Genomic DNA, 25102 nt, shown 5'->3' on the forward strand with positions numbered 1-25102 from the left:
TGGCGATGACACCCGAACAAAAAAAGAGCAACCTGCGGATGGCGCTGATACTGGCGTCCGTCGCAGTGGTGTTCTTTGTCGGGTTCATGGTCAAGGTGCTGATGCTGTCCCGCTGAGCCACGCCTGCCATGAGCCTGCACCGCGAAAACGCCAAGATGGTCGGCAAGCTGGTCGTGATTGCGGCTGGCATGTTCGCCTTTGGCTATGTGCTGATTCCTATCTACAAGCACATCTGTGAAATGACAGGCATCAACATCCTGTCGCTCTCCGAGCGGCAGGTGCCCGGCAACGGCGTGGCGGGCAAGGATGTGAAAGTGCCTGCGAACACGCAGGTGGACAGGTCACGCACGATCACCGTGGAGTTCGATGCGAACGCGCGCGGACCGTGGGACTTCAAGCCCGCACAACGGTCGGTTCAGGTGCACCCGGGTGAGCTGACGACGGTGATGTACGAGTTTCAGAACATACAGAACCGCCGCATGGCTGCCCAGGCGATTCCAAGCTATGCACCGCGTCAGGCCGCAGCGCACTTCAACAAGCTGGAGTGTTTTTGCTTCAACCAGTATGTGCTGGAGCCCGGTGAAAAGAAGGAATGGCCGGTGGCGTTCGTGATCGACCCGCGACTGTCCAAGGACGTGACCACCATCACGCTGTCGTACACATTTTTCGAAGTGGGTGGCAAGACGCCTCCCGCCCCCGAATCCACTGCTGCGGTGGATCTGACATTGCCTTTGGTTCCGGTGCAAAAGGCGGGTTCATGATGAATACGCCCTCTGGACAACCCTTACCTAAGCCGCACGAGCGCAATGGCTCGTTGCTGCGCACGGTGCGTGCGGTGGCATGGTCGCTGATTGGCTTGCGCAAGGGCAGCGAATATCAGCAAGATGTCGAAAAGCTCAACCCGCTGCACATCATCGTGGTGGGATTGATCGCGGTATTTTTGCTGGTGATTGGCCTTATCGGGCTGGTCAACTGGATAGTGTGAGTTGGTTGTTGTTGGTACACGTACCGAATTAGTAGGACTTACGCAAATAGTGATCCTCAACGGCATGTGCCGTGTGGCAGGCGACTTGCCTGGGTCTGTTTTGCGTAAGTCATGACAAAGCTGAAAACAAAAGATTTTGAGAGTCAGGAGCTGAAATGAGTGCATCAACCCACGGCGGAACCCCCTACTACTACGTGCCGGCGGAGTCGCGTCACCCGGTGATGGCGGCGGCCGGTCTGTTCTTTGTGATTCTGGGCGCAGGCCAATGGATCAATGGCCACGACTGGGGCAAGTATTCGCTGGCCCTGGGAATGGTGTGGTGGCTCTTCACGCTATACCAATGGTTCGGCGACGCGGTCCGCGAGAGCGAAGGCGGCCTGTATGGTCACAAGATCGACCTGTCGTACCGCTGGAGCATGAGCTGGTTCATCTTCTCGGAAGTAATGTTCTTCGGTGCGTTCTTCACTGCGTTGTGGTGGGCGCGGTCGCACTCGGTCCCCGCGCTTGGCAGCCTCGAAAACGCCTTGCTGTGGCCTGACTTCAAGGCCGTGTGGCCTAGTTTGGCAGCCGGTGTCACTGCCTCGCCTGCAGGCATCGTCGAGCCCTTCCAGACGGTCGGCCCCTTCTGGCTGCCTACCATCAATACCGCGCTGCTCCTGACGTCGGGCGTGACGTTGACCATTGCCCACCATGCACTGCGTGAAAACCACCGTGGCAAGACGATTGCCTTCATGTGGGCCACTGTTCTGCTGGGCTTCGTCTTCTTGCTGGTGCAGGGCTACGAGTACTACCACCTGTACACCGACCTAAACCTCAAGCTCAACTCGGGCGTGTTCGGCTCTACCTTCTTCATGCTGACCGGGTTTCACGGCTTCCACGTGTTCCTCGGCATGTTGATGTTGCTCGTCATCACTCTGCGTCTACAAAAAGGCCACTTCACAGCCGACAAGCACTTCGGTTTTGAAGGTGCCGCCTGGTACTGGCACTTCGTGGACGTGGTCTGGCTCGGCCTGTACGTGCTGGTTTACTGGATGTAAGCCGCAGCAGTGCGCCCAAAGAAAAAGCGCCTCGCGGCGCTTTTTTTGTTGGGGTTTGCAGGGTTTGCCGTTTTGTAAGCGGTCCTCGGATGGCGCTTCAATTGCGCCCCGGCGTGGGCGGACGGAATTACCGACTGGCAGGCAATCCAGTGGGCTGGATGTAGCCAAGTTGCCAGGCAATCAAGATGCACACAAACAGCACCACGGACAACCCAACGCGAACAGCAAGCGCTTTGGCCATGTGGTTGCCCTTGGCCTTGTCGTTCTTGCCGTTGCGCATCATGAAGAACAAGGCCGAAGCCAGGCTGGCCAGAATGGCAATGAACGCCATCACAACGAGGTATTTCATGGAGCACATTATCCCGTGACAAGCTTTCAAGGTGCGGCAGGGTTGCGGTTTTGGTTGATTGCGGTCGCTGCCGTGGCGGGAGTGCTCATCACCGCCTCGCTGGGGCGGTGGCAGCTGTCGCGCGCAGCCGAAAAAGAATCGCTGCAAGCCACGCTGGACGCGCGGGCCGCCATGCCCGCCATCAGCGACACGGAGCTGCTCGGCGCCAAAACGTCTACCGACAAAACGCCCCATGCCCTGGTGCACCGCACTGTGGTGTTGCAAGGCCGGTGGCTTCCAGCCCACACCGTTTACCTGGACAACCGCCAGATGCAGGGCCGCCCTGGTTTTTTTGTCCTCACGCCTTTGCAATTAAGTGGCCAGGAGGGCGTTGTGCTCGTGCAGCGGGGCTGGGCACCTCGCAATTTTCAAGACCGCACGCAGCTTCCTCCGGTGCAGACACCCGAGAGGATGGTGCGGGTAGAAGGCCGCGTGGCCCCAGCACCATCGCGGCTCTACGAGTTCGAGGGAGGGGGCGATAGCGCCCAGGGGTCTTCCCGCATCCGGCAAAATCTCGACTTGGCTGCATTTCGCACCGAGACCGGTTTAGCGCTTGCCCATCTCACGGTGCTGCAAACAGGCCGCGACGACACCGCGGGCGAAGGCCTGCAACGCGACTGGCCTGTGGTGGGCGCAGGTGTCGACAAACACTATGGTTACGCATTTCAATGGTTCGGGCTTAGCGGCCTGATTGCACTTCTCTATGTCTGGTTCCAAATCGTCCGACGGTTCATTCGCCCACGCAGCCAGCCTGCCGCCTGAGTCCGGCGGAGAGCATCCGCTCGGCCTGACCGTGCATACGCTGCCTGCGGCTGGAGAGGCTGTCGCCACAGCGCAGCGTGCGCGGCATGGCCGCTGGAAGATGCTGGGCGTGCTACTCATCTGCGCAGCGCCCGTGATTGCTTCGTACTTCACGTATTACGTGGTGCGCCCTGATGGCCGACGCAACTATGGCGAACTGATCCAGCCGCAGCGCTCCCTGCCCGACCTCACTGCGACGGCTCTAGACGGCACCGCCGTCCCTTTGGCTTCGCTCAAAGGGCAGTGGCTGTTGGTGAGTGTGGCCGGTGGCGACTGCGATGCCGCCTGCCAGAAGCACTTGTACCTGCAGCGCCAGTTGCGTGAAAGTCTGGGCAAAGAAAAGGACCGCATCGACTGGGTGTGGTTGGTGAGCGACGCTGCCACCCCGCCGCCTGAGCTGGCCACCGCCCTGCAAAAAGCCACCGTGCTGCGGGCCGATGCCACTGCGTTGAATGCCTGGCTGGCGCCCGAAGCGGGTCGCCAGCTGGCCGAGCACCTGTATGTGGTCGACCCGATGGGCAACTGGATGATGCGGTTTCCTGCCGCGATGGACACGGCAGGCGCCGCCAAGGCCAAACGTGACCTGGAGCGTCTGCTGCGCGCGTCCTCATCCTGGGACGATGCTGGGCGGCCCGGCAAACCATGATGGACGCACAGCCTTTGTACGACCTGGCACCGCTGGCCCGACTCATGCTGCTTGGCGTGGTGATTGCGCTGGGCCCGCTGGCCTGGGTCTGGCTGCGCAACCGGCGCAGCTCACCCATGCGGCGGCTGCAGGCGCTGACCGTGCTGACGCTGTTTCTCACCTTTGACCTGGTGCTGTTCGGCGCCTTCACCCGCCTGACCGACTCGGGTCTCGGGTGCCCCGATTGGCCAGGTTGTTACGGTAACGCCAGCCCTGTGGGCGCACGTGCCGAAATTTCTGCTGCCCAAGAGGCCATGCCGACAGGCCCAGTGACCCACGGCAAAGCCTGGGTGGAGATGATCCACCGCTACCTTGCCACGGGTGTCGGCGTGCTCATCATTGTTCTGACGGTGACCTCGTGGCTGCAGCACCGGCGTGCACGCCGTGGTTTGGCCGAGGCGCCGCCGATCAGCCCGTGGTGGGCAACGTTCACTTTGTTCTGGGTGTGCCTGCAAGGAGCGTTTGGTGCCCTTACGGTGACCATGAAGCTCTTTCCCGCCATCGTCACCCTGCACCTGATCGGTGGGCTGGTCTTGCTGGCGCTGCTGTGTGTGCCGGCCGTGCGCCACACGCACTGGGCGCAGGGCAAGTTGCCGGTACGCCTTTCGCCTGCGCTGCGCAGTGGCTTGATCTGGACGGGTATTCTGGTTGCGCTGCAGGTGGTGCTGGGGGGGTGGGTCAGTACCAACTATGCCGTGTTGGCCTGCACGACCTTCCCCACCTGCCAAGGCAGTTGGTGGCCTGCCATGGACTTTGCCCAAGGTTTCCAGGTGTGGCGAAAGCTGGGCATGTTGCAGGACGGCAGCCACATTAGTTTTGCAGGCCTCACTGCCATTCACTACGTGCACCGGCTGATGGCGTACGTTGTGCTCGCGGCGCTGCTGGCGCTGGTGTGGCGGCTGCGCAAGGCCGCGGTGCTGCCGGTTCCGGCGCGCTGGTTGCTGGTGCTGACGCTGGCGCAATTGGTCACAGGTTTGTCTAACGTGGTGCTGGACTGGCCTTTGGTGGCCGCCGTGCTGCACACCGGCGGCGCAGCGGCCCTGGTGGTGGTGTTGACCTGGGCCCTGGTGTCCAGCCGCGCGGCGACCGCGCCCCAAGAGTTTTCTGCGCCCCCGCGCGCTTCGAGAGTGTCTGCATGAGTGTTGCCCCCTCCCTCGTTTCGCCGCCGTCGCGCGTGCTGCAGTTTTATGCGCTGACCAAGCCGCGTGTGGTGCAGCTCATTGTTTTTTGCGCACTGATCGGCATGGTGCTGGCGGTGCCCGGGCTGCCTTCGGGGCCGCAACTGGGCCTCATGGCCTTGGCCTGTGTCGGCGTGTGGCTGGTAGCCGGAGCCGCTGCCGCCTTCAACTGCATCGTGGAGCAGGGCATTGACGCCAAGATGAAGCGCACCGCCTGGCGCCCCACCGCCAAGGGCGAGCTGTCCAACGTGCAAACGCTGCTGTTCTCGGCCGTGCTGGGCGTGGCGGGCTCGGTCTTGTTGTACTTCTGGGTCAACCCGCTCACGATGTGGCTCACATTTGCCACGTTTGTGGGGTATGCCGTGGTGTACACCGTCATCCTCAAGCCGCTCACGCCGCAGAACATCGTGATCGGCGGTGCATCGGGCGCCATGCCGCCCGTACTGGGTTGGGCCGCGATGACCAACGACGTAGGCCCCGAGGCGTTGATCCTGTTCCTCATCATCTTTTTGTGGACGCCGCCTCACTTCTGGGCGCTGGCGCTGTATCGGGTGGAGGATTACCGCAAGTCTGGCCTGCCCATGCTGCCGGTCACCCACGGCAACGAGTTCACCCGTTTGCAGGTTTTCTTGTACACGCTCATCCTCTTTGCTGGCTGCCTGATGCCGTTTGTGTACGGCATGAGTTCGTGGATCTATCTGGCCGCCGCCGTGGCGCTGAGTGCAGGCTTTTGTGGCTATGGCTTTGCGCTGTGGCGTAACTACTCTGACGCGCTGGCGCGCAAGACCTTTCGTTTCTCTCTCATCCATCTGAGCGTGCTGTTCGCCGCTCTTTTGGTAGACCACTACGTGCTGTAAAAACATGCTCAAAAGAAATGCTCTTAAAATAATAGCTGTCAGCGCTTTATCCATAAGCGCTGCAGGCCTTTTTACTGCATGCTCTGAGAAAAAGGCAGAGTTTCGGGGTGTGGACATCACCGGTGCCGAGTACGCGCGCGACCTCCCCCTGACCGATCAAAACGGCCAAGAACGGCACATCAAGGACTTTGTCGGCAAGGTGGTGGTGGTGTTCTTTGGCTTTACGCAGTGCCCGGACGTTTGCCCCACGTCGATGCAAGAGCTGGCGGAAGTGAAGAAGATGCTGGGCAAGGATGGCGACCGTCTACAGGGCATCTTTGTGACCGTCGACCCCGAACGCGACACGCCCGAAGTGCTAAAGGCCTACATGGCCAACTTTGATCCCAGCTTTCTGGCCTTGTCGGGTACGCCCGCACAGCTGGCAGCCGTCGCCAAGGACTTCAAGATCTACTACAAGAAGGTCGATGGCAAGACGCCCACCAGCTACACCATGGACCATTCGGCCGGTAGCTACGTTTACGACCCGGCGGGCCGTCTGCGTGTGTACAACCGCTACGGCAGCGGTGTCCAGGCCTTGGCGTCCGATGTGAAGGCCTTGCTGGCCGAAGCGGGCTGAACCTGAACGCTGGGCTCGCCCTGCTGAAACGCTAGCCCACGAACTCCGTGGGAGCATCGCCCGCCACTGCAAAAGCGCAGGGCAAGCGATGGGACACCCACTTATTCGGCTTTGATGCCGCGCATGGCAATCACGCCACCCAGCAGGGCGGTGTCGGCCTTGATGCGGTTGGCCAGACCTTCGGGAGATGTACCCGCCACTTGCCAGCCCTGCTGGAACAGCTTGCCCCGCACGTCCTGGCTGCGAGCGATCTCACTGATCAACGCGGCCAGCTTGGCCTGGATGGGTTTGGGCATGGTGGATGGTGCGGCAAATGCGTTCCAGATCTCCAGGTCGAATCCGCGAATCCCTGCTTCGCTCAGGCTCGGGATGTCCGGTGCCAGCGGGCTGCGCCCGGCGGATGTGACACCAATGGCGCGCAGTTTGCCTGCGCGGATTTGGGCTTGCGCCAGCGCGGGCGGCATCAGCGCCATCTGCAGTTGGCCGCCCAAAATGGCGGTGGCCACGGCGGGGTAGCCCGGATAGGGAATGTGCACGGGATTGATGTTGCTGCGCGACTTGAGCAGCTCGGTGCCGATGTGGCCCACCGTGCCCACGCCAGGCGTGCCATAGCTCCACTTGTCACCCCCATTGCGCGCCGCCACAAAGAACTCGCGGGCATCGGCGTTGGCGGGTACGCCAGGCTGGCTGATTGGGGCGGTCAGTACCAGGGGCGACGTGCCGATCAGGCTCAGCGGGGCCAGGTCCTTGAGCGGGTCGTAGGGCACGGCCGGGTTTAGCATCTTGGCAATGGTCATGTTGCCGTTGATCAACAAACCGATGGTGTGGTCATCGCGGGCCTTGGCCACCACATCAGCGCCGATATTGCCGCCAGCGCCCACCCGGTTTTCTACGATCACGGGCTGTCCGAGGGCTTTGGACAGCGGCTCCGAGAACGTGCGTGCGGTCAGGTCGGGCGAGGTTCCGGCCGGGAACCCCACGATGATCCTGATGGGCTTGGTGGGCCAGGCCAGCGGGGCAGCGGTGGCTGCGGCGGGCTTGGCGGTCTGGGCCAGGGCCCAGGGGGAGGCGGCTGCCAAAGCGATCAGCAAGGACGCGCGGCGCGAAAGGTTGCGGGGCATGAGGGAAGGTCTCCTTTGGAATAGTCGGGCCTACAGCAAGGGCAAATGCAAGGGCCATAACGACACAGGGCCCCAGAACTGGGGCCCTGTGAGGCAACTTCTGCAGAGGGGAGATATTAACGCGCCCCCGCGCAAGCTCAGGCGAACTCGGCCAGCGCCTTTTTCATCTTCTTCATGGCCGCCACCTCGATCTGGCGGATGCGTTCGGCGCTCACGCCGTACACGGCTGCCAGGTCGTGCAGCGTCATGCCGCCCGAACCGTCATCATTGACCTTGAGCCAGCGCTCTTCAACGATGCGGCGGCTGCGGTCGTCCAGGCTGTCGAGCGCGGTGGCAATGCCATCCGTGGCCAATGCATCGCGCTGGCGAGACTCGATCATGGCGGTGGGCTCGTGGGCTGCGTCCGCCAAATAGGCGATGGGGCCAAAGGCCTGCTCGCCATCGTCCGATGGAGCGGGGTCCAGCAGCACATCGCCACCGGACATGCGGGTTTCCATCTCGATGACTTCTTCGCGCTTCACATTGAGCTGCGCTGCCACGGCGTCGATCTCGCGCTCAGACAAGGTGTCGCGGTGCGTGGCGGCGTCGGCTGCGGCCGCATCGGCTTTGAAGCCCTGCTTCATGGAGCGCAGATTGAAGAACAGCTTGCGTTGTGCCTTGGTGGTAGCCACCTTGACCATGCGCCAGTTCTTCAGGATGTATTCGTGGATTTCGGCCTTGATCCAGTGCATGGCGTAGCTCACCAGACGCACGCCCTGGTCGGGGTCAAAACGCTTGACGGCTTTCATCAGGCCGACGTTGCCTTCCTGGATCAGGTCGCCATGGGGCAAACCGTAGCCGAGGTACTGGCGTGCAATGGACACCACCAGACGCAGGTGCGACATCACCAGTCGACCGGCAGAATCCAGATCGTTGTTGTCTTTGAGCTGGCGTGCGTAGGTCTGCTCTTCTTCGTGCGTGAGCAGGGGCAGGCGATTGACGGCCGAAATGTAGGCGTCCAGGTTGCCCAAGGGGGGCACCAGCGCCCAGGGATTGGCGGGTGCCAAAGTCGTCGTCGCGGTTCCAGATTGAATGTTCATTCCGGGAATCCTTTCCTCTAAGCCATGATATTAGCACTCTCTGTGATCGAGTGCTAAGGCCGTAGTTCCCGTTGGGTTGTAGGACTTTGTGGACTTCTGAATTTTAGATAAAAATGGCATCTAGCGCTTATCTATAAAGCGCAGGTAGCTATCAATTTGGTAGTGATAGGCGGTCGTTTCCTGATGGCGCCGCGCCCAAGGCTATGGCAGACTCCGGTGCCCGCAGCCCTTGGGAGACGCGCATGACGGACGCCATTGCCCTCCGCGATATCCAGTTGGTCACCACCACGGTGGCCACCGAGCCCGAAGCCCGGCGGTTGGCCCAGGCCGTTTTGCAAGCGCGCCTGGCAGCCTGTGTGCAGGTGGAGCCCATCACGGCCTACTTTCGCTGGCAAGGCGCTTTGCAGGAAGACCGTGAACTGCGGGTGGTGTGCAAGACCATGCCGCGTGCCGTGCCTGCGCTGCTCGCACTGTTGCGTGCCCAACACCCTTACACGCTGCCGCAAATGGTGGTGCAAACCGCGCAGGCGTCCGTCGAATATTGCGCCTGGGTGGACGCGCAGATGGCCGATGCGGGCGTGGTGCTGGTTTGAGGCGCTGTCTGTAGCGGCTCCTCCTCACCCGCTGCTGGCATTGGCCTAAACGCTCAGATCAATCTGCTGCACGGTGCCAACACCGCCGTCCTCGCGCAGGTAGACGCTGGTGGAGCGCACGGCCCCCAGGCTGGTGTTGTCTGCGGTGCGCAGTGCAAACGGGGTGGCCACAGACGACAGCTGCACGGCACCAACGCCCAGTTCTGCCAGGGTCTGGAGGCTGCCGGTGCCATCCGCGTTGGGTGTCCACACGCGCAGTTGCTGGTAGACGGCATCTGCCTCATCAATCCAGCCGTTGCGGTCGCTGTCATGGAGCGCCAGTTCTGCAAACCCGTTGCCCGTGCCCGGGCCAAACAGTTCCAGTCCGTTGTCAATGTGGTTGTTCTGGTTGGTGTCCAGCGCCAGGTAGCCCCGGTTGCCTGCCAGTAGGGGCACGTTTTCGGTTTGGCCGTCGCCGTCCAGGTCAAAGGCAAAGCGCAGGTTCTGCAACTGGGCGGCCGTGCCGTCAAAGTTGATGACCAGCGGGTCCACCGCCACCGCGTCCCCCAGCCGCAGGCTGACCGATGACTCTTGCCGGTAGTAGCGCTGCATGTCCAGCTGCAAGGTGAACGCGATCTCGCGGCCGTCCGCGGTGCGCACCGTGCCTGCCGCAGCAAACTGGGTGCGCTCGGTTTCTTCGATCACCTCTCGCTGTTCGTAGACGAGGCCAAACCCCGCCCGCGGGGGCGATGGGTCGGGTTGGCTTGCCGCTGCGGGCTGGCGGGGCAGATCGGTGGGGGGCGGTGCCGTGGCTTCGGTGCCGGTGTAGACGCGCACCAACACGCCGGTCAGGCGCTCGATCAGGTCGCGAATCATCGCCAGCTGGGGTGTCAGCCCCTCGTCACGGCTCCGCTCGGGGGGCGCTTCTATGGATTGGGCCGCCGCCTGGGCCAGCCGCGCCGCGCTCGATATCTGCACGGCTGGGGCTGTCGGGCCCGGTCGGGGCGCGGCGTTGTTGGGGCGCTCGCCCACCCACATTTCCAGTCGGCTGGTTTGGGTGTGCACGCGCGTGGCGGCGTGCTGTGCCTGCATCTGCAGGGCGGATGATTCAATGCGCATGGGACACCTCCCCGGTTTCCACCCCACGTTATCGGCAGCTCCGCGTGGTGCCTTGAGCACTGATTGCGCCCAGGTCTCGACAACGCAGTAATGGCTGTCAGACGGTGGCGGGCTGCACCGCATGCGGGGCCTGCAACGCCCTCTTCTCAAAGTCCTGCAGCGGCAAGGGGCGCCCAAACAGATACCCCTGAAAGGCCTTGCAGCCATGCTCCAGCAAAAACTGCAGGTGCGCGCCGGTTTCCACCCCTTCGGCAATCACGTCCAGCCCCAGGCTTCCTGCCAGCGCGATGATCGATCGCGCAATGGCGGCGTCGCTCGGGTCCAGCAGCACATCGCGCACAAAACCCTGGTCGATCTTGATCTGGTCCAGCGGCAGGCGCTTGAGGTAGCTCAGTGACGAATAGCCGGTGCCAAAGTCGTCCAGCGAGAAGCCCAGCCCATGGCGTTTGAGCGCGTGCATGGTGGTGATCACGTTGTCGACGTTGTCCAGCAGCAGGCTTTCGGTCAGCTCCAGCTTGATCTGGGTCGGGTTGGCGCCGGTGCGCTCCAGCAGCGTCAGCACCTGCGCCACAAAGTCATCTTGCAAAAACTGGCGGGCACTGACGTTGATCGCCAGGCTCAGGTGGGCCAGCGCCGGGTCCAGCCGCCACAGGGCTTGCTGGCGCAGGGCGGTTTCCATCACCCAGTGGCCCAGCGGCAAGATCAGGCCCGATTCCTCTGCCAGCGGGATGAATTCTGACGGCGGCACCATGCCATGCACGGGGTGCAACCAGCGCACCAGCGCCTCGGCACCCGTCACGTGCCCTTCGGCGTTGACCTGCGGCTGGTACAGCAGCAAAAACTGCGACTGGCGCAGCCCGTTGTGCAGTTCGGCCTCCAGCAGCGCGCGGCGGTTTACGGCCTGCTGCATGTCGGGGTCAAAAAAGCGCAGGGTGTTGCGTCCCGCGTCCTTGGCGCGGTACATGGCCATGTCCGCCTGTTTGAGCACTTCGTCCACCGTGTCGCTGTGGTCCCGCAGCAGCGTGACCCCGATGCTGGCCGAGAAATGATGCTCGTGCCCGGCCAGGTCATAGGGCTGGCGCAGTTGGGCCAGGATCAGTTCGCCCAGGGTGCGGGTCTGCGCGGCGGCCTCGGGCGCGTCGCTGCTCAGGTTCTGCAGCACCAGCACAAACTCGTCGCCGCCCAGGCGCGCCACGGTGTCCTGTTCGCGCACGCAGCCGCGCAGGCGCTGGGCCACTTCCTTGAGCAGCAGGTCGCCCACCTCGTGGCCGCGGGTGTCGTTCAGGGTCTTGAAGTTGTCGAGGTCCACAAACAACACGGCGGTGGTCAGGCCCGACCGCGCGCTGTTGGCAAGCACCTGCTGCAGCCGGTCTACCAGCAGGCGGCGGTTGGGCAGCTGGGTGAGCGCGTCATAAAACGCCAGGTAGCGCGCTTCGTCCTCAGCCGCTTTGCGGCCCGAAATGTCGATGTCGATGCAAAACATCTCCGGCGGGTGGCCGGGCACCTGGATGTAGGCGTGGCTGGAGAACACATCCACCGGCGTGCCGTCCTTGCGCCGCAGTTGCAGCTCTCCGGCCGGGATCACCTCGCCCGTGGCAAACATGTGGCTCACATGGGCGCGCACCGCGTCGCGCATGGGGGTCGGGATGATCAGGTCCAGCAGGTTGCTGCCCAGCGCCTCTTCAGCGGTGTAGCCATACAGATGTTCTGACGCCTGGTTCCAGTAACTGGTTGTGCCGTCTGCCAGATACCCCTGCACCGAGATGGACGGAATGTTGCGCAGCAATGACCGAAAGCGCAGCTCCGATTCGCGCAGCGCACCCTCGGCCTGCTTGCGGTGGGTGGTGTCGCGGGCCAGAAAGACCACCGCCGCCTCGCCACCCACCTTCACGCCCAGGGGCTGGGCGCGGCCCTCATAGTGGCGCGGGCCCGACCGGGTCTGGATTTCATACTCGATGGTGTGCGTCTGGCCGGACAACAAGGTGTCGCGGACCAAGTCCATGAACTGGTCCGCCTGCGCGGCGGGCAACACGTCATGCAGCCGTTTGCCTAGCAAATCTGATGCACTGCTCACCAGTGCGGCGTCGTTGAGCGACAGCACCTCCACATAGCGGCCGTTGGCGTCCAGCACCAGCAGCACGTCGGGGATGGCCCGGGTGATGGCATGCAGCCGCGCGGCCGTGTCTTTGAGCGCCAGTTCGGTGGCCAGACGTGCTTCCACATCGCGCAGCAGCAGGCCCAGCACGACCGTGGCGGGGGTGAACGTCAGCAAAAACGGCAGGGTCAAGGTTTGGTTGATGCGAATCACCGCTGCGGCGGGCAGCAGCTGGAACAACGCGATGACCGCGGTGTGCAGCAGCAGGCCGAACAGCGCCAGCGTGATTGGCTCCACGCCCAGCCGCCCGCGCGCCCGGCCCTCGCGGTAGACCAGACCCATCGTGGTACACAGCGCAATCACCATCAGACCGACCTCAACGCCTGCGCCGCCCAGCCACAGCCGACCCGCTACCGCCATCGCCGCCGCAATGCAGGCCACCAGTGGCCCCCCAAACAAGCCGGCCATGCTGAGCACCACCGAGCGCGCATCAAAGATCACGCCCGGCATCAGCACCACCGGGGTGAGCATGCCCACCAGGCAAATGCCGCCAAAAATCAACCCCGAAAAAGCCTGGCCCACCAGGGGACGCTGCCGCCAGGCACGCATGTTGAATCCGTGCAAAAAACACAGCGCCAGCAACAGCGCAACACCTTTGACCAGCTCAATGAACATGGATCTTCCGTGCCTTTTGGAGGGGGAAGACCCATCATGGGGGAATTGTTGCAGTTCGTAAATGCGCAAATGGCCCCGGACTAGGGCCATTGTGTGGGGCTTTGAACGGGACGCTGGCCAAGGACGCCAGCGCCAATCGGCGCGTGCCTCAGGTCAGCAGGGCCTGGGCAAACTCGCGCGCATTGAAGGTTTCCAGGTCTTCCAGCTTTTCGCCCACGCCGATGAAATACACCGGAATCGGGCGCTCCTGCGCAATGGCGGCCAGCACGCCGCCCTTGGCGGTGCCATCCAGCTTGGTCACGATCAGCCCGGTCAGCTGCAACGCATCGTCAAACGACCGCACCTGCGCCAGCGCGTTCTGGCCGGTGTTGCCGTCAATCACCAGCAGCACCTCGTGCGGGGCGGTGGCGTCGGCCTTGGTCACCACGCGGCGGATCTTTCGCAGCTCTTCCATCAGGTGCAGTTGCGTGGGCAGGCGCCCGGCGGTGTCCACCAGCACCACATCCTTGCCGCGGGCCTTGCCAGCGGTCACGGCGTCAAAGCTCACGGCGGCGGGGTCGCCGCCTTCCTGGCTCACGATTTCGACCGTGTTGCGGTCGGCCCAAACGCCCAACTGCTCGCGCGCCGCTGCGCGAAAGGTGTCGGCCGCAGCCAGCAGCACGGCGGCGCCTTCGTCGGCCAGGTGTTTGGTGAGTTTGCCAATGGACGTGGTCTTGCCCGCGCCGTTGACGCCCGCCACCATGATCACGGTGGGCGTGTGTTCGCCAATGACCAGGGCTTTTTCGAGAGGGCGCAGCAGGTCGGCCAGCGCATCGGCCAGCAGGCCCTTGACGGCCGCGGGGTCGGTGGTCTTGCTTTCCTTCACCCGGCGTTTGAGGTCTGCCAGCAGGTGCGTGGTGGCCTTGACGCCGGTGTCGGCCATCAGCAGGGCTTCTTCCAGCTCTTCATACAGCGCATCGTCAATCTGCGTGCCGGTGAAGACCGTGGTGATGGAGGTTCCGGTTTTGCGCAGACCGTTCTTGAGCCGGTCGAGCCAGCCTTTGCGCTCGGCGGCTGCGGGAGCGGGTGCAGCCGCCGCCGGGACCGCCACGGTGGCGACGGGCGCGACCGGTGCAACAACAGCAGGAACCACAACTGGCGTTGCCACGGCAGCCGGTGCCGGTGCTGGGGTCGCGGGCTGCGCTGCCACAGGGGCTGCAGGGACGGGCGCCGGCGCGGCCACCGGCGCAGGCGGTACCACCACCTCGGGAGCCTTCGGCGCAAACGGGTTGCGCAGCCAGCCAAACGCGGCGGGCGCAGGGGCAGGCGATGGCGATGGCGAAGGAGTAGGGGCTGCGGGCTCTGCAGCCGCGGGCAGGGCCGGGGCGGGAACAGGCGGGTGCTGCGGCGGTGGCGCCACCTCCTGCGGGATCACGGGCTGTGGGGACGCGGGCGAGAACCCTGGTGCGGGCGCTGAGGTGTCTATCGACGGAGCCGGTTGGGGCTCATCGGCAGGGGCGGGCGCGGGGGTGGGCATTTTCTACAAAAAACTGAACATTGGAGGGTTCTTAGAATCAGCCATTCTATGAAACGTGCTTTCACCCTACTGGGCCTGCTGGCCTGCCTCTCGTGTGGGGCTGCCTTTTCGGCAACGCCTCCCGCTTCTCAACCCCCTGCTGCGCCTCCTGCCTCCACGCCGTCGACCACGGCCTCGGGCGCGCAGCAGTTCACGCTCAAAAATGGCATGCAGCTCATCGTGCAGCCCGACCGGCGTGCGCCCACCGCGGTGCACATGGTCTGGGTGCGGGTGGGTTCCATGGACGAGGTCGACGGCACCACGGGCGTCGCCCATGTGCTGGAGCACATGCTGTTCAAGGGCACCAAGACGCTGCCGCCGGGCGAGTTCTCGCGCCGTGTGGCCGCGTTGGGCGGGCGAGAAAACGCGTTCACCAGCCGCGACTACACCGGCTACTACCAGCAGATCCCGTCCAACCGGCTCGAAGACGTGATGAAGCTCGAATCCGACCGGTTTGCCAACAACCACTGGCCGGACGAAGAATTCAAGAAGGAGCTGGAGGTCGTCAAGGAAGAACGCCGCCTGCGCACCGAAGACCAGCCCCGCGCCATGCTGGCCGAGCAGCTGTTTGCCGCCACCTTCACCGCGTCGCCCTACCGCCGCCCCATCGTGGGCTGGATGAGCGACCTGGACGCCATGACGCCCAACGACGCGCGGGATTTTTACCGCCTGTGGTACACGCCCACCAATGCCGCCGTGGTGGTGGCGGGTGATGTGGACGTGGCCAAGGTCCGCGCCCTGGCCGAAAAGTATTACGGCAGCCTGCCCACCCACGCCCTGCCCGCGCGCAAGCCCCGCACCGAGCCCGCACAACAGGGCCTGCGCCGCATCGCCGTCAAGGCCCCGGCCGAGCAAGCCTATGTGGCGCTGGCGTTCCGCACCCCCAGCCTGGACCGCGTGGACACCCTGACCGATACCGACCGCGATGCCTTGGCGCTCATGGTGCTGTCGGCCGTGTTCAGCGGCTACGACGGCGCCCGCCTGGACCGCGCACTGACACAAGGCGCAGACCGCGTGGCCGACAGCGCCAGCAGCAGCGCCATGGTCACGGGCCGTGGCCCCAGCCTGTTCATGCTCAGCGGCGTGCCCGCTGCGGGCAAAACGGCCCAGCAGGTCGAAGACGCACTGCGCGCCGAGGTCACCCGCGTGGCCAAGGAGGGGGTGAGCGAGGCCGAATTGACCCGCGTGAAGACGCAGTGGATCGCCTCCACCGTGTACGAGCGCGACTCGGTGATGAGCCAGGCGCAAGAGCTGGGCGGCAACTGGGTGCAGGGTTTTCCGCTGGACGCCAACGAGCGCCTGCTGGAGCTGCTGCGCACTGTGACACCCGCCCAGGTGCAGGCCGTGGCAGCCAAATACTTTGGCGACGACCAGCTCACCGTGGCCACCTTGCTGCCCCAGCCCCTGGACGCCCCACGCGCCCGCCCCACGCTGCCCCCGGGCACCGCCATCCGTTGAAGCCGCACGGGGCATAAAACCATGAATACTCTCAAAACTATAGCTGCTCGTGCTTTGCTGATAAGCGCTGGAGCCGTTTTTTATACAAATTCTGCCTGGGCGCTGCTGCCCATCCAGCACTGGACAGAGCCCAGCGGCGCCAAGATCTACTTGGTCGAAAGCCCGGTCATCCCCATGGTGGACGTGCAGATCGACTTTGACGCCGGCAGCCGCCGCGACCCAGCAGGCCAATCGGGCCTGGCCAGTGCGGTGGCCGCCATGGCCAGCAAAGGCGTGAAGGCCATTGGCAACGAGCCCGCGCTGGACGAAAACGCGCTGGGCGAAGCCTGGGCCGACCTGGGCGCCAGCTTTGAGGCAGGCGCCGACAACGACGCGCTGCACTACTCGCTGCGTTCCTTGACCGACCCGCCGCTGCTCGACAAAGCCGCCCGCCTGGCCGCCCGCCAGATCGGCGAGCCCAGCTGGCCTGCCGACGTGTGGCCCCGCGACCGTGCCCGCTGGAGCGCCAGCATCAAAGAGTCGCTCACCCGCCCGTCCACGCTGGCCAACCACGCGTTTGAAGCCGCCGTCTATGGCAGCCACCCCTACGGCGTGCAGACCACGGCAGACACGCTGGAGCGCATCAACTTGGCCGACATGCAGGCGTTTCACACGCAACACATCGGCGCTTGCCGTGCCAAGGTCAGCATCGTGGGCGCGGTGTCGCGCGCACAGGCGCAGACGCTGGTGGCCACGTTGCTCGCACGCCTGCCTGCGGCGTCGGGCTGCGCACCGCTGCCGCCCGTGGGCGAGATTGCAACGCTGGCCGCTCCTGCCGAGCAGAACATTCCGTTCGCATCGGCCCAGGCCCATGTGCTCATCGGTCAGCCTGGTTTCCAACGGCGCGACCCGGACTTTCTGGCGCTGCTGGTGGGCAACCACATCCTGGGCGGCGGCGGATTTGTCTCGCGCCTGACCAACGAGGTGCGCGAAAAGCGCGGCCTCTCCTACAGCGTCTACAGCTACTTTGCGTCGGGTCTGCACGCAGGCGCATTCACCGTCGGCCTGCAAACGCGCCCCGACCAGGCGGCCCAGGCCGTGAAGGTGTCGCGCGACGTGATCGCCCGTTTTGTGGCCGACGGCCCCACCGAAGCCGAGCTGCGCGCCGCCAAGGACAACCTGATCGGCGGTTTTGCACTGCGCATCGACAGCAACAAGAAATTGCTGGGCAACGTGGCCAACATCGCCTGGAACGACCTGCCGCTGGACTACCTGGACCAATGGTCCAAAAAGGTCGAAGCGCTGACCGTGGCCGACGTGCGCACCGCCATGGCCAAAAAGCTGCAGCCCGAGCGCATGGTGACCGTGGTGGTGGGAGGCAAGCCGTGAGCGTGGCTTGCCGCTGCATCGGTATCCGCATCAGTTACGCTGGCGCCACAACCACCCCCCAGAACAAGAAAGTCACCGCATGAGCCGCTCCACCCTGCGCCCCGAATCCCTGCCCGGCGGGCGTCTGGCCCGCGCTGCCAAGGCTGCGCCGACACCCGCGGCAGACACCAAGCCTGCCAAGAAAACAGCGGGCCCCGCTGCCTCCAAAGGCTCGGGCGAAATCCGCATCATCGGCGGGGCATGGAAGCGCACCCGCCTGCCAGTCGCCCAACGCCCGGGCCTGCGCCCCACGCCCGACCGCGTGCGCGAAACCCTGTTCAACTGGCTCGGCCAGGACCTGACCGGCTGGCGCTGCCTGGATGCGTTTGCGGGCACCGGCGCGCTGGGTCTGGAAGCCGCATCGCGCGGCGCAGCCGCCGTGCAACTGGTCGAAAGCGACCCCGCGCTGGTAGTGCAGTTGCACACCCTGCAGCAGCGACTCAAGGCCACCGCGGTCCGGGTGCAGCGCGGCGACGGTATCGCGGCCCTCAAGCAGGCGGCGCCTGCCAGCCTTGATCTGATCTTGCTGGACCCGCCTTTTGAAGGGGGCCTGTACGAGCCGGCGTTGCAGTCCGCCGCCCGCGCCGTGGCGGCCGGTGGGTTTATCTACCTCGAAGCGCCTGCCCTGTGGACCGACGAGCAACTGGCCCCCTGGGGGCTGGTGGTGCACCGCCACCTGAAGGCGGGTGCGGTGCATGCCCATTTGCTGCGGTTGGGTGCGGCTGCTGAGCCTACGACTTTGTGAATGGGTGCTGATTTGCTATTGTTTGTATAGCTATCGGCGCTTTATTAGTAAGCGCTGGCGGTGGTTTTGATGCCGATACGATCTGCAGGCCATGGCACTGAACCTGCCATGTTGCAGTGCACTGCATAATGCGCGCACGCGGCCCGGGCGGCCTTCAGGGTGTGTTAACCGCACCTTCTGACAACCCAGGCCAACGACCATTCCGCCAGACAGGAGACAACCAGCCATGGCCCAGAACGTGCTCGCCGTTTACCCCGGAACCTTTGACCCCATCACCCTGGGCCATGAAGACGTGGTGCGCAGAGCCACCCAGTTGTTCGAGCGCGTGATTGTGGCCGTGGCGGCGGGCCACCACAAAAAGACCCTGTTCAGCCTGGACGAGCGCATCGACATGGTCCGCGAGGCCGTCAAGAACTACCCCCAGGTGCAGGTCGAAAGTTTTGCGGGCCTGCTGCGGGACTTTGTGGTGTCGCGCGGCGGCAAGGCCATGGTGCGCGGCCTGCGCGCCGTGACCGACTTTGACTACGAGTTTCAGCTGGCGGGCATGAACCGCAGCCTGATGCCGCAGGTGGAAACCGTGTTCCTCACCCCCAGCGACAAGTACCAGTTCATCAGCAGCACCTTTGTGCGCGAGATCGCGGTGCTGGGCGGCGAGGTCACCAAGTTTGTGTCGCCGTCGGTGCAAGAGCGGCTGGCCGTCAAGGTGCGCAGTCTCTCGCCGCCTTGAGTTTTCATTTTTAAGCAAAATTGCCTGATTAGTTAGTGGGAGAGGCGGTTCGCCCGTCAGTGATGACGGGAGTGGTCACTTGCACCACCATCAAGCTGGTGTCGGCGCTGCAGCCTTAGCCAGTCCGCTGCCGGTACTTTGCAATTTTGTAGATAATAAGAACCATTCACATTAAGCCGCGTTCCGCAGACCAGCCGCCGCCAGTCTCCACGCACGGAGCTCGGCATTTTCCATCTTTCCTGGGTCTGCTTGTGCTGGAGCGCTATCACCGCGAACTGCTTAATTTTCTCCACCGTCAGGTGCGAGATCGCGAGACCGCAGCAGACCTGACTCAGGAAAGTTTTGTGCGCGTGCTCGTCGCGCTTTCCTCAGGCCAAGCCGTGTTGGATATGCGCGCACTGCTCTACCGTACCGCGCGTAACCTTGTTATTGACCAGCACCGTAGGGCGGCCCACCGTCAGCACGAGGATATCGATGCGATACCTGAAGGTCAGCAGCCGCCCGCCCCTGAACACCTGCAGCCCGAAGAAGCACTTGCTTCGCAACAGGTGATTCGAGCCTACATCGCAACCATTGAGGGTCTGCCCGTGCGCTGCCGCGAAGCCTTTGTGCTGCATATTTTTGGCGAATGCAGCCATGCCGAGGTGGCGATGCGCATGAGCATCTCGGTGAGCGCGGTGGAAAAGCACATCGTGCGGGCCATGGTGGCCTGCAAACTCTGTGAGCGTCGCCTTCGTGATGAATAACGCGTCGCACTGAAACCAACAAGCTGAGGTTTCACCCCCACTCGCGCGTCTGCATTGTTGAGGGCAACTCATCACTACCCACCATGTCGCACTCCCCACCCAACTGCCGCCACCAGCGACCCACACCCTGCCAGGATCGGGCGCCAGAGGCCACCATCGCTGGCGAGCCGGAGGCGGACGAACGCGAGTTCGAGGCGTTTGCACAAGACCAAGACCCATTGGACATCGCTGCGGCCACCTGGGTCACGCGCCGGCGAAGCGGGTTGAGCGCCGAAGACGAGGTAGAACTCCAGGCTTGGCTGGACGCAGACCCGCGCCATGTCCACGCCTTTGAAGACATGGATGCCACCTTTGGTGATGTGCAGCAACTGTCTCAGGATGAGGCGACGCAGCTCAAGACCGGACTGCCCGAGCGAGATGTCTCAGCACACACAACCCGGTCCGGCAGCGGACATTCGCCTCCACACCGGCACGCAGCGGTCGGCCTGGGCTTCGATGTGTCCGCCTTGCTGGGAGTGCTGCGTCCGCTGGCATCCCAGGCAGCAGCAGCCGCCATTGCTTTTGCCATGGTGGGCGGTAGCTGGATGGGGTGGAGTCACTGGCAACGGCAGCCCGTCTTTGAGCAGACCTTTGTGACCCTGCGTGGCCAGAAGCTCAACGCCACACTGCCTGATGACGCCGTGCAAGGCGCAACCGGAGGCAGCATCTTGCAGCTAGACACCGCTACCCAGGCCTATGTGCGCCTCTACCGCGACCGCCGCGAGGTGCATTTGCGCAGCGGCCAGGCGCTGTTTTCAGTGCACGGCGACCCACAACGCCCGTTCCACGTGGTTGCCGGTGGCTTGCGAATCACGGTGGTAGGTACACAGTTTTCCGTACGGCACACCGACACCGGACTGGATGCTGGCCAGACGGTGGTGGCGGTACAAGAGGGGCGCGTGCGGATCGAGAGCATCAAGTCGGGGACTGACGAAACACGGCAATCCCTTGCCACGGTAGCTGCAAACCCAGCCCCAGCCGCCGTGGAGCTGATCGCCGGCCAGACCGTGGCGGCCAACGCACAGGGCCACATTGGCCCCGTGTCCACGATGGCCACCAACGCCATCGCCCCCTGGCGCGACGGGCGACTGAGCTTTGACCAGACACCGCTGACCCAAGTGATTGCCGAATTTGAGCGGTACGGCCGCACTGGCCTAGTGGTGCGCGACCCTGCCGTGGGTGCCCTGCCTGTGGGTGGGAGCTACAGCCTGAATCAGTGGCAGCGTTTTGCCAAGACCCTGCCCGAGGTTCTGCCGGTGCGTTTGGTGCGCCGGGGCGAGGTCACAGAAGTGGTGGCGCAGTGAGGCGAACCCGGTCGCAGAAAAATATCTGAAGAATTCTCATTCGCGAACTGAGGATTGCCTCGGGTTGCTGCGTCTCCATCGGGAGGAGGGTCAACGCGCGGTGCGTCGGCCCGGCATATCCCCGACTGTCCGAGGAGTTTTCACCCATGCGATCAATGCCGCTACAAAAGCGCGTCACCACGGCACCCCTGGCCTTGACCGCCGCTATGGCCATCGCACTGGCCGTTGGCCATGTGCCGTCGGTCTACGCCCAGAGCGGCGCTGCCGCAACGGCCACCATGACCATCAACATCCCAGCCCAGCCGCTGGGGCAGGCGCTGAACGAGCTGGCACGCCAAGCGAATCTGCAAATGACGTTTCCAGCGGCGCTGGTCGCGGGCAAGCAAGCGCGGGCGGTGTCAGGGCAGTTGACGGCGCAGCAAGCGATTGACCGAATGCTGTCAGGTACCGGGTTGATGGCGGCAACGGAGGGGTCTGCGGTTGTAGTGCGCCAGTCGCCTGTCCAGCCGAGCGGAGGCGCAACGCTGCCCACGGTGCAAGTTGTCGGAACCACACGTGAAGGCAGCGCCGCTGATGGCTACCGGGTGGACGATAGCGCGCTGGTTGGATTCACGGACCGTTCGATCCGCGACACGCCGCGCTCGATTCGCGTGATCTCGGCCGACCTGATCAAAGATCAGCGGGTAACTGATCTGGATGCGCTTGGGCGGCTGGACGCCAGCGTCACCGCCTCGTACAAGCAACCTGGCTTTCATGCACGCACTGAAATTCGAGGCTTTGACGTAGCCGACGGCCAGAACTACCGCTACAACGGCATGCTGTTTCTTCGGCAGCAGCTGACACCGCTGGAAAACAAGCAACGCGTAGAAGTCCTCAAAGGATTGTCGGCGTTTGAAGCAGGCTTTGCAGCCCCAAGCGGGGTCATCAACTTCGTCACTAAACGACCGACAGTTGAGCCGCTAACCGACCTCAACTTATCATTTGACCAGTACGGTGACGCTCTTGCGCACATCGACCTCAGCCGTCGCTTTGACGATGGCAGAGTAGGGCTGCGCATCAACGCGGCGGCTGAGACACTGCGCTCCTACATCGACGAAACCCCCGGCAACCGCCAGTTCGCAAGCTTGGCTGCCGACTGGCGTTTAACCAACCGCACTTTGCTGACCTTTGATGCCGAATACCAAGCGCGTAAGCAGGTGCTGCAGCCGTCCTTCCGTCCGACTGCCAGTGGCACCATTCCGCGAAACGTCGACCCCACCCGATTCATCGGCCAGTCCTGGGCGGTGTACGACACAGACAACCTCACGCTCAGTGGCAGGCTGGAGCATCGCTTCAACGACGCATGGACTGGCATTGTGGAAGGCAACTGGAACCGCACCCTGCACCCGTTCAACGAAGCTTCGGTGGTGAACCTGCAGGACAACGGTGCGGGCACCGTGTCCGCATTCATAGCGAGCGGTACCAAGCGTGAGGCTGAGACCCTCAGGCCGATGGTCCAGGGTCGTTTTGCCACGGGTGGGCTCACACACGAGCTGGTTTTTGGGTACGCGCTGCAAAGTACCTCTGCGCGCAACGGTGACAGCTTCTCTGGGCAATTGGGGCCAACCAACTTATATGCCCCAGTGCAGTATCCAAAGCCAACTACGGCGCTCACCCGTTCGCAGAGTGGTTTTACCGTCAAGGATTCTGGGTTTTTCTTGCAAGATGTGATCTCGTTCAGCGATGCGTGGATGCTGCATGTGGGTGGTCGCCAGGCCAACATTGATCAACGGTCGATCAATGCCGCTGGAGCCGAGTCGGCACGATACGAGAAGAGCCGCTTCTCGCCCAATGCGGCAATCGTGTTTAAACCGATGCCGGATGTGACCACCTACCTGAGCTATGCGGAGGGTGTAGAGAATGGCGGTGTAGCACCTCAGACCTTCAACAGCCAGCCGGTGACCAATGCGGGCAGCATCCGCCCGGTACTGGTCAGCGAACAGTGGGAGGCTGGAGTGAAGGCTCCACTGAGCCCCCGCGTGGACGCCGAGTTGTCGGTATTCCAGATCGAACGACCTTCGGACTTCGTCGACAACACCTTGACCTTCGTGCGCGAGGGCAATCGCGTTCATCGTGGCGTGGAGTTATCACTGGCCGGCAGGGTTTCTAATGAATGGACATTGCTCGGCAGTGCGCTGTTGCTGGACGCTGCGCTCGAACGTACCGGCGATGCCACAACCGAGGGCAAGCGCCCGACTAGCGTGCCAAAGCGGCGCTACACACTGACCGCCGAATACTCGCCTAGCCAGCTACCGGGCTGGGCGTTTAATGCCAACTGGTCCTATACCGGTAATCGCCCGCTGGACAACGCGCACAGATTTGAATTCGCGCCATCCTTTGAGGTGGTCAACCTTGGTTTTAGGTATCGCACCACTCTGAATCGATCAGGGCTGGCAGCCAAGGCCATCACCGTTCGGGGCGGTGTTGCCAACTTATTTGACAAGCGCTATTTCTCGACGAGCAACTTTGGCCAACTTGTCAATGGCGCACCCAGGACGGTCTCGCTTGGTGTCGATATGAGCTTTTGACAGGCAACTCTCCAGAGTTGATGTTCACATGAACTACTCAACCCTATGCGTTGCAAAGGATGGAGTTTCACGAGAGTCATAAACCCCCGTCTCGGCCAGTTCCTGACCGGATATTGATTCCAAGGCCCTGTCAAGAAGTGGCACGAAGAGGACTACCCCATCATTGCGGCACGGGCCAAGGCCGAAGGTGCCGAGATCCATTGGGAAGACGAAAGCGGCCTGCGCAGTGACGATGTGCGCGGTCGCGGCTTTGCCCCTAAGGGCCAGACACCGGTGGTGCGGGTGAACAACAAGCGCCACGGCCTGTCTGCGATCTCCACTGTCACCAACCAAGGGCGAAATGCGTTGGCGCATCTTTGAAGGTGCAATCCGCGAGCCAAATTGGCCTCTAGCGATTATTGGTAAAGCATTAGCAGCTATTAAATTGATAGTTATTTCGGGTCTTGCGGCTCATTCGGCAGCGTGTGCACGCCTGCCGCTGCCAGCTGCTGCTTCACCTGCGCGGCCTGTTCGCGCAACGCGTTCAGCATGGGTGCCACCTCGGGCAGGGGCGGGCGGTACAGCGGCAACAACGCGGTCACGCTGAACGGGATCGAAAACGCCAGGCGCCGCAGTACGAGCCGGTCGCTGGCGGCGGCCAGGGCCGTCACGGGGTTGACGATGGCCACACCGAGGCTCTGCTCCACCATCGCGCACACGGCGGCGGCGCTGTGGGTTTCGACCCGCAGGGTGCGGGCCACGCCCGCTTCGGCAAACCGGGCGTCGATCAGGCGGCGGTAGGGGTCTTCGGCCGAGAGGCTGATGAAAAATTCATCCGCAAAATCGACCCGATCCAGCACGGTTTTGTGCGCCAGTGCGTGGCCTGCGGGCAGCACGGCCACTTCGTCCAGCGTCAGCAGCACCTCGGCGCGCGTGCCCGGCGGCGCGGTGGCCTGCTCGCACAGGCCCAGGTCAAAACGCTGGGCGCTCATCCATTCTTCCAGCAGCGGTGATTCCTGCGGCGTGACGGACAGGCGCGCGTGGGGGCTGGCCTGCATCAGCCGCGCGGCCGCACCCGGCAACAACGCGTGCGCCAGCGCGGGCAGGCACAACACCGACAACTGCACCGCGTCCGACCGGCCCAGCGCCACCGCGCGGTCCACCACGCGCTCCAGCCCCTGCCAGGAGCGTTGCACCTCGTCCCACAGCGCCAGCGCGCGGGCGTTGGGGCGCAGGCGGCCTTGCACACGTTCAAACAGCGCATAGCCCAGCAGCGACTCCAGCCGCGCCAGCTCGCGGCTGACGGTGGGCTGCGAGCTGTGCAGCAGGTCGGCCGCGCCGGTGGCGCTGCTGGCGGTCATCACGGC

General features: G+C 63.6%; 24 protein-coding genes and 1 pseudogene. 18 read left to right on the top strand and 7 right to left on the bottom strand.

Features of this window, described 5'->3' with window-relative positions:
- Positions 1–5: 5 nt before the first annotated feature.
- The 4 genes from ACK41V_RS02350 (at position 6) to ACK41V_RS02365 (ending at position 2022) form a co-directional block, all read left to right on the top strand.
- A complete protein-coding gene (locus tag ACK41V_RS02350) occupies positions 6–116 on the top strand; it encodes a cytochrome oxidase small assembly protein (RefSeq protein WP_409777332.1) in 111 nt (36 codons plus the stop codon).
- A gap of 12 nt (positions 117–128) precedes the next feature.
- A complete protein-coding gene (locus ACK41V_RS02355) occupies positions 129–761 on the top strand; it encodes a cytochrome c oxidase assembly protein (RefSeq protein WP_409777261.1) in 633 nt (210 codons plus the stop codon).
- Entirely contained in the window at positions 761–985 is a 225-nt protein-coding gene (locus ACK41V_RS02360) for a DUF2970 domain-containing protein (RefSeq protein ID WP_409777264.1), read from the top strand. The genes ACK41V_RS02355 and ACK41V_RS02360 overlap by 1 nt, the downstream gene beginning before the upstream one ends.
- A gap of 155 nt (positions 986–1140) precedes the next feature.
- Complete coding sequence (locus ACK41V_RS02365) at positions 1141–2022, top strand: cytochrome c oxidase subunit 3 (protein ID WP_409777267.1); 882 nt, start codon at positions 1141–1143, stop codon at positions 2020–2022.
- A 127-nt stretch (positions 2023–2149) separates the two neighbouring features.
- On the opposite strand, the gene ACK41V_RS02370 is transcribed toward ACK41V_RS02365, so the two are convergent.
- Complete coding sequence (locus tag ACK41V_RS02370; RefSeq protein ID WP_409777270.1) at positions 2150–2371, bottom strand: twin transmembrane helix small protein; 222 nt, start codon at positions 2369–2371, stop codon at positions 2150–2152.
- A gap of 15 nt (positions 2372–2386) precedes the next feature.
- Here ACK41V_RS02370 and ACK41V_RS02375 point away from each other — a divergent pair, with 15 nt between their 5' ends.
- From ACK41V_RS02375 to ACK41V_RS02395, 5 genes are read left to right on the top strand one after another with little or no spacing between them, the layout of a single operon-like run.
- Positions 2387–3172 (top strand): SURF1 family protein, encoded by a 786-nt coding sequence (locus ACK41V_RS02375; protein ID WP_409777273.1) that lies wholly within the window; start codon positions 2387–2389, stop codon positions 3170–3172.
- Positions 3114–3857, top strand: coding sequence for an SCO family protein (locus tag ACK41V_RS02380; RefSeq protein ID WP_409777276.1), 744 nt, complete (start codon positions 3114–3116; stop codon positions 3855–3857). Before ACK41V_RS02375 ends, ACK41V_RS02380 begins: the two co-directional genes overlap by 59 nt.
- The gene (locus ACK41V_RS02385; protein WP_409777279.1) at positions 3854–5035 is read left to right on the top strand and encodes a COX15/CtaA family protein; all 1182 of its coding nucleotides are present in this window, start codon (positions 3854–3856) and stop codon (positions 5033–5035) included. The genes ACK41V_RS02380 and ACK41V_RS02385 overlap by 4 nt, the downstream gene beginning before the upstream one ends.
- On the top strand, positions 5032–5931 hold the full coding sequence (cyoE, locus tag ACK41V_RS02390) for a heme o synthase (protein ID WP_409777282.1): 900 nt from the start codon (positions 5032–5034) through the stop codon (positions 5929–5931). The genes ACK41V_RS02385 and cyoE overlap by 4 nt, the downstream gene beginning before the upstream one ends.
- 4 nt (positions 5932–5935) lie before the next feature.
- A complete protein-coding gene (locus tag ACK41V_RS02395) occupies positions 5936–6547 on the top strand; it encodes an SCO family protein (RefSeq protein WP_409777285.1) in 612 nt (203 codons plus the stop codon).
- A 101-nt stretch (positions 6548–6648) separates the two neighbouring features.
- On the opposite strand, the gene ACK41V_RS02400 is transcribed toward ACK41V_RS02395, so the two are convergent.
- Together ACK41V_RS02400 and rpoH are read right to left on the bottom strand one after the other, a co-directional pair.
- On the bottom strand, positions 6649–7668 hold the full coding sequence (locus ACK41V_RS02400; protein WP_409777288.1) for a Bug family tripartite tricarboxylate transporter substrate binding protein: 1020 nt from the start codon (positions 7666–7668) through the stop codon (positions 6649–6651).
- A gap of 137 nt (positions 7669–7805) precedes the next feature.
- Positions 7806–8747, bottom strand: coding sequence for an RNA polymerase sigma factor RpoH (gene rpoH / locus ACK41V_RS02405; protein ID WP_409777291.1), 942 nt, complete (start codon positions 8745–8747; stop codon positions 7806–7808).
- A gap of 242 nt (positions 8748–8989) precedes the next feature.
- Between rpoH and cutA the strand changes: the two genes are divergently transcribed.
- Entirely contained in the window at positions 8990–9340 is a 351-nt protein-coding gene (cutA, locus tag ACK41V_RS02410; RefSeq protein WP_409777294.1) for a divalent-cation tolerance protein CutA, read from the top strand.
- A 45-nt stretch (positions 9341–9385) separates the two neighbouring features.
- Here the strand turns inward: cutA and ACK41V_RS02415 are convergent, their stop codons facing one another.
- The 3 genes from ACK41V_RS02415 to ftsY all read right to left on the bottom strand — a co-directional run bounded on the left by ACK41V_RS02415 (position 9386) and on the right by ftsY (position 14724).
- The gene (locus ACK41V_RS02415) at positions 9386–10438 is read right to left on the bottom strand and encodes a hypothetical protein (protein WP_409777297.1); all 1053 of its coding nucleotides are present in this window, start codon (positions 10436–10438) and stop codon (positions 9386–9388) included.
- A gap of 97 nt (positions 10439–10535) precedes the next feature.
- Complete coding sequence (locus ACK41V_RS02420) at positions 10536–13208, bottom strand: EAL domain-containing protein (protein WP_409777300.1); 2673 nt, start codon at positions 13206–13208, stop codon at positions 10536–10538.
- Positions 13209–13356: 148 nt separating this feature from the next.
- A complete protein-coding gene (gene ftsY / locus ACK41V_RS02425; RefSeq protein WP_409777303.1) occupies positions 13357–14724 on the bottom strand; it encodes a signal recognition particle-docking protein FtsY in 1368 nt (455 codons plus the stop codon).
- A 48-nt stretch (positions 14725–14772) separates the two neighbouring features.
- Between ftsY and ACK41V_RS02430 the strand changes: the two genes are divergently transcribed.
- From ACK41V_RS02430 to ACK41V_RS02465, 8 genes and pseudogenes are all read left to right on the top strand, one after another.
- Positions 14773–16221, top strand: a complete 1449-nt coding sequence (locus tag ACK41V_RS02430) for a M16 family metallopeptidase (protein WP_409777306.1) — start codon at positions 14773–14775, stop codon at positions 16219–16221.
- Between the two features lie 21 nt (positions 16222–16242).
- Entirely contained in the window at positions 16243–17589 is a 1347-nt protein-coding gene (locus ACK41V_RS02435) for a M16 family metallopeptidase (RefSeq protein ID WP_409777309.1), read from the top strand.
- Between the two features lie 79 nt (positions 17590–17668).
- Entirely contained in the window at positions 17669–18373 is a 705-nt protein-coding gene (gene rsmD / locus ACK41V_RS02440; RefSeq protein WP_409777312.1) for a 16S rRNA (guanine(966)-N(2))-methyltransferase RsmD, read from the top strand.
- Positions 18374–18599: 226 nt separating this feature from the next.
- A complete protein-coding gene (coaD, locus tag ACK41V_RS02445) occupies positions 18600–19100 on the top strand; it encodes a pantetheine-phosphate adenylyltransferase (protein ID WP_409777315.1) in 501 nt (166 codons plus the stop codon).
- A 251-nt stretch (positions 19101–19351) separates the two neighbouring features.
- Complete coding sequence (locus tag ACK41V_RS02450; protein ID WP_409777318.1) at positions 19352–19846, top strand: RNA polymerase sigma factor; 495 nt, start codon at positions 19352–19354, stop codon at positions 19844–19846.
- An 83-nt stretch (positions 19847–19929) separates the two neighbouring features.
- Complete coding sequence (locus ACK41V_RS02455) at positions 19930–21189, top strand: FecR family protein (protein WP_409777321.1); 1260 nt, start codon at positions 19930–19932, stop codon at positions 21187–21189.
- A 206-nt stretch (positions 21190–21395) separates the two neighbouring features.
- Positions 21396–23756, top strand: a complete 2361-nt coding sequence (locus ACK41V_RS02460) for a TonB-dependent siderophore receptor (RefSeq protein ID WP_409777323.1) — start codon at positions 21396–21398, stop codon at positions 23754–23756.
- Positions 23757–23885: 129 nt separating this feature from the next.
- Positions 23886–24126 (top strand): annotated as a pseudogene (locus tag ACK41V_RS02465) (transposase); the annotation flags it as partial.
- Between the two features lie 61 nt (positions 24127–24187).
- Here ACK41V_RS02465 and ACK41V_RS02470 read toward each other — a convergent pair.
- The coding region (locus ACK41V_RS02470; RefSeq protein WP_409777326.1) for a LysR family transcriptional regulator at positions 24188–25102 on the bottom strand (915 nt) is incomplete at its 5' end.

The sequence above is a fragment of the Acidovorax sp. genome (assembly GCF_046291265.1).
Lineage (GTDB): Bacteria > Pseudomonadota > Gammaproteobacteria > Burkholderiales > Burkholderiaceae_C > Acidovorax.

Bases quoted from the DNA above. Each gene is read 5' to 3' on its own strand.
- ACK41V_RS02350 (WP_409777332.1), top strand. From the start codon at position 6: ATGACACCCGAACAAAAAAAGAGCAACCTGCGGATGGCGCTGATACTG.
- ACK41V_RS02355 (WP_409777261.1), top strand. From the start codon at position 129: ATGAGCCTGCACCGCGAAAACGCCAAGATGGTCGGCAAGCTGGTCGTG.
- ACK41V_RS02360 (WP_409777264.1), top strand. From the start codon at position 761: ATGAATACGCCCTCTGGACAACCCTTACCTAAGCCGCACGAGCGCAAT.
- ACK41V_RS02365 (WP_409777267.1), top strand. From the start codon at position 1,141: ATGAGTGCATCAACCCACGGCGGAACCCCCTACTACTACGTGCCGGCG.
- ACK41V_RS02370 (WP_409777270.1), bottom strand. From the start codon at position 2,371: ATGAAATACCTCGTTGTGATGGCGTTCATTGCCATTCTGGCCAGCCTG.
- ACK41V_RS02380 (WP_409777276.1), top strand. From the start codon at position 3,114: ATGTCTGGTTCCAAATCGTCCGACGGTTCATTCGCCCACGCAGCCAGC.
- ACK41V_RS02385 (WP_409777279.1), top strand. From the start codon at position 3,854: ATGATGGACGCACAGCCTTTGTACGACCTGGCACCGCTGGCCCGACTC.
- cyoE (WP_409777282.1), top strand. From the start codon at position 5,032: ATGAGTGTTGCCCCCTCCCTCGTTTCGCCGCCGTCGCGCGTGCTGCAG.
- ACK41V_RS02395 (WP_409777285.1), top strand. From the start codon at position 5,936: ATGCTCAAAAGAAATGCTCTTAAAATAATAGCTGTCAGCGCTTTATCC.
- ACK41V_RS02400 (WP_409777288.1), bottom strand. From the start codon at position 7,668: ATGCCCCGCAACCTTTCGCGCCGCGCGTCCTTGCTGATCGCTTTGGCA.
- rpoH (WP_409777291.1), bottom strand. From the start codon at position 8,747: ATGAACATTCAATCTGGAACCGCGACGACGACTTTGGCACCCGCCAAT.
- cutA (WP_409777294.1), top strand. From the start codon at position 8,990: ATGACGGACGCCATTGCCCTCCGCGATATCCAGTTGGTCACCACCACG.
- ACK41V_RS02415 (WP_409777297.1), bottom strand. From the start codon at position 10,438: ATGCGCATTGAATCATCCGCCCTGCAGATGCAGGCACAGCACGCCGCC.
- ACK41V_RS02420 (WP_409777300.1), bottom strand. From the start codon at position 13,208: ATGTTCATTGAGCTGGTCAAAGGTGTTGCGCTGTTGCTGGCGCTGTGT.
- ftsY (WP_409777303.1), bottom strand. From the start codon at position 14,724: ATGCCCACCCCCGCGCCCGCCCCTGCCGATGAGCCCCAACCGGCTCCG.
- ACK41V_RS02430 (WP_409777306.1), top strand. From the start codon at position 14,773: ATGAAACGTGCTTTCACCCTACTGGGCCTGCTGGCCTGCCTCTCGTGT.
- ACK41V_RS02435 (WP_409777309.1), top strand. From the start codon at position 16,243: ATGAATACTCTCAAAACTATAGCTGCTCGTGCTTTGCTGATAAGCGCT.
- rsmD (WP_409777312.1), top strand. From the start codon at position 17,669: ATGAGCCGCTCCACCCTGCGCCCCGAATCCCTGCCCGGCGGGCGTCTG.
- coaD (WP_409777315.1), top strand. From the start codon at position 18,600: ATGGCCCAGAACGTGCTCGCCGTTTACCCCGGAACCTTTGACCCCATC.
- ACK41V_RS02455 (WP_409777321.1), top strand. From the start codon at position 19,930: ATGTCGCACTCCCCACCCAACTGCCGCCACCAGCGACCCACACCCTGC.
- ACK41V_RS02460 (WP_409777323.1), top strand. From the start codon at position 21,396: ATGGCCATCGCACTGGCCGTTGGCCATGTGCCGTCGGTCTACGCCCAG.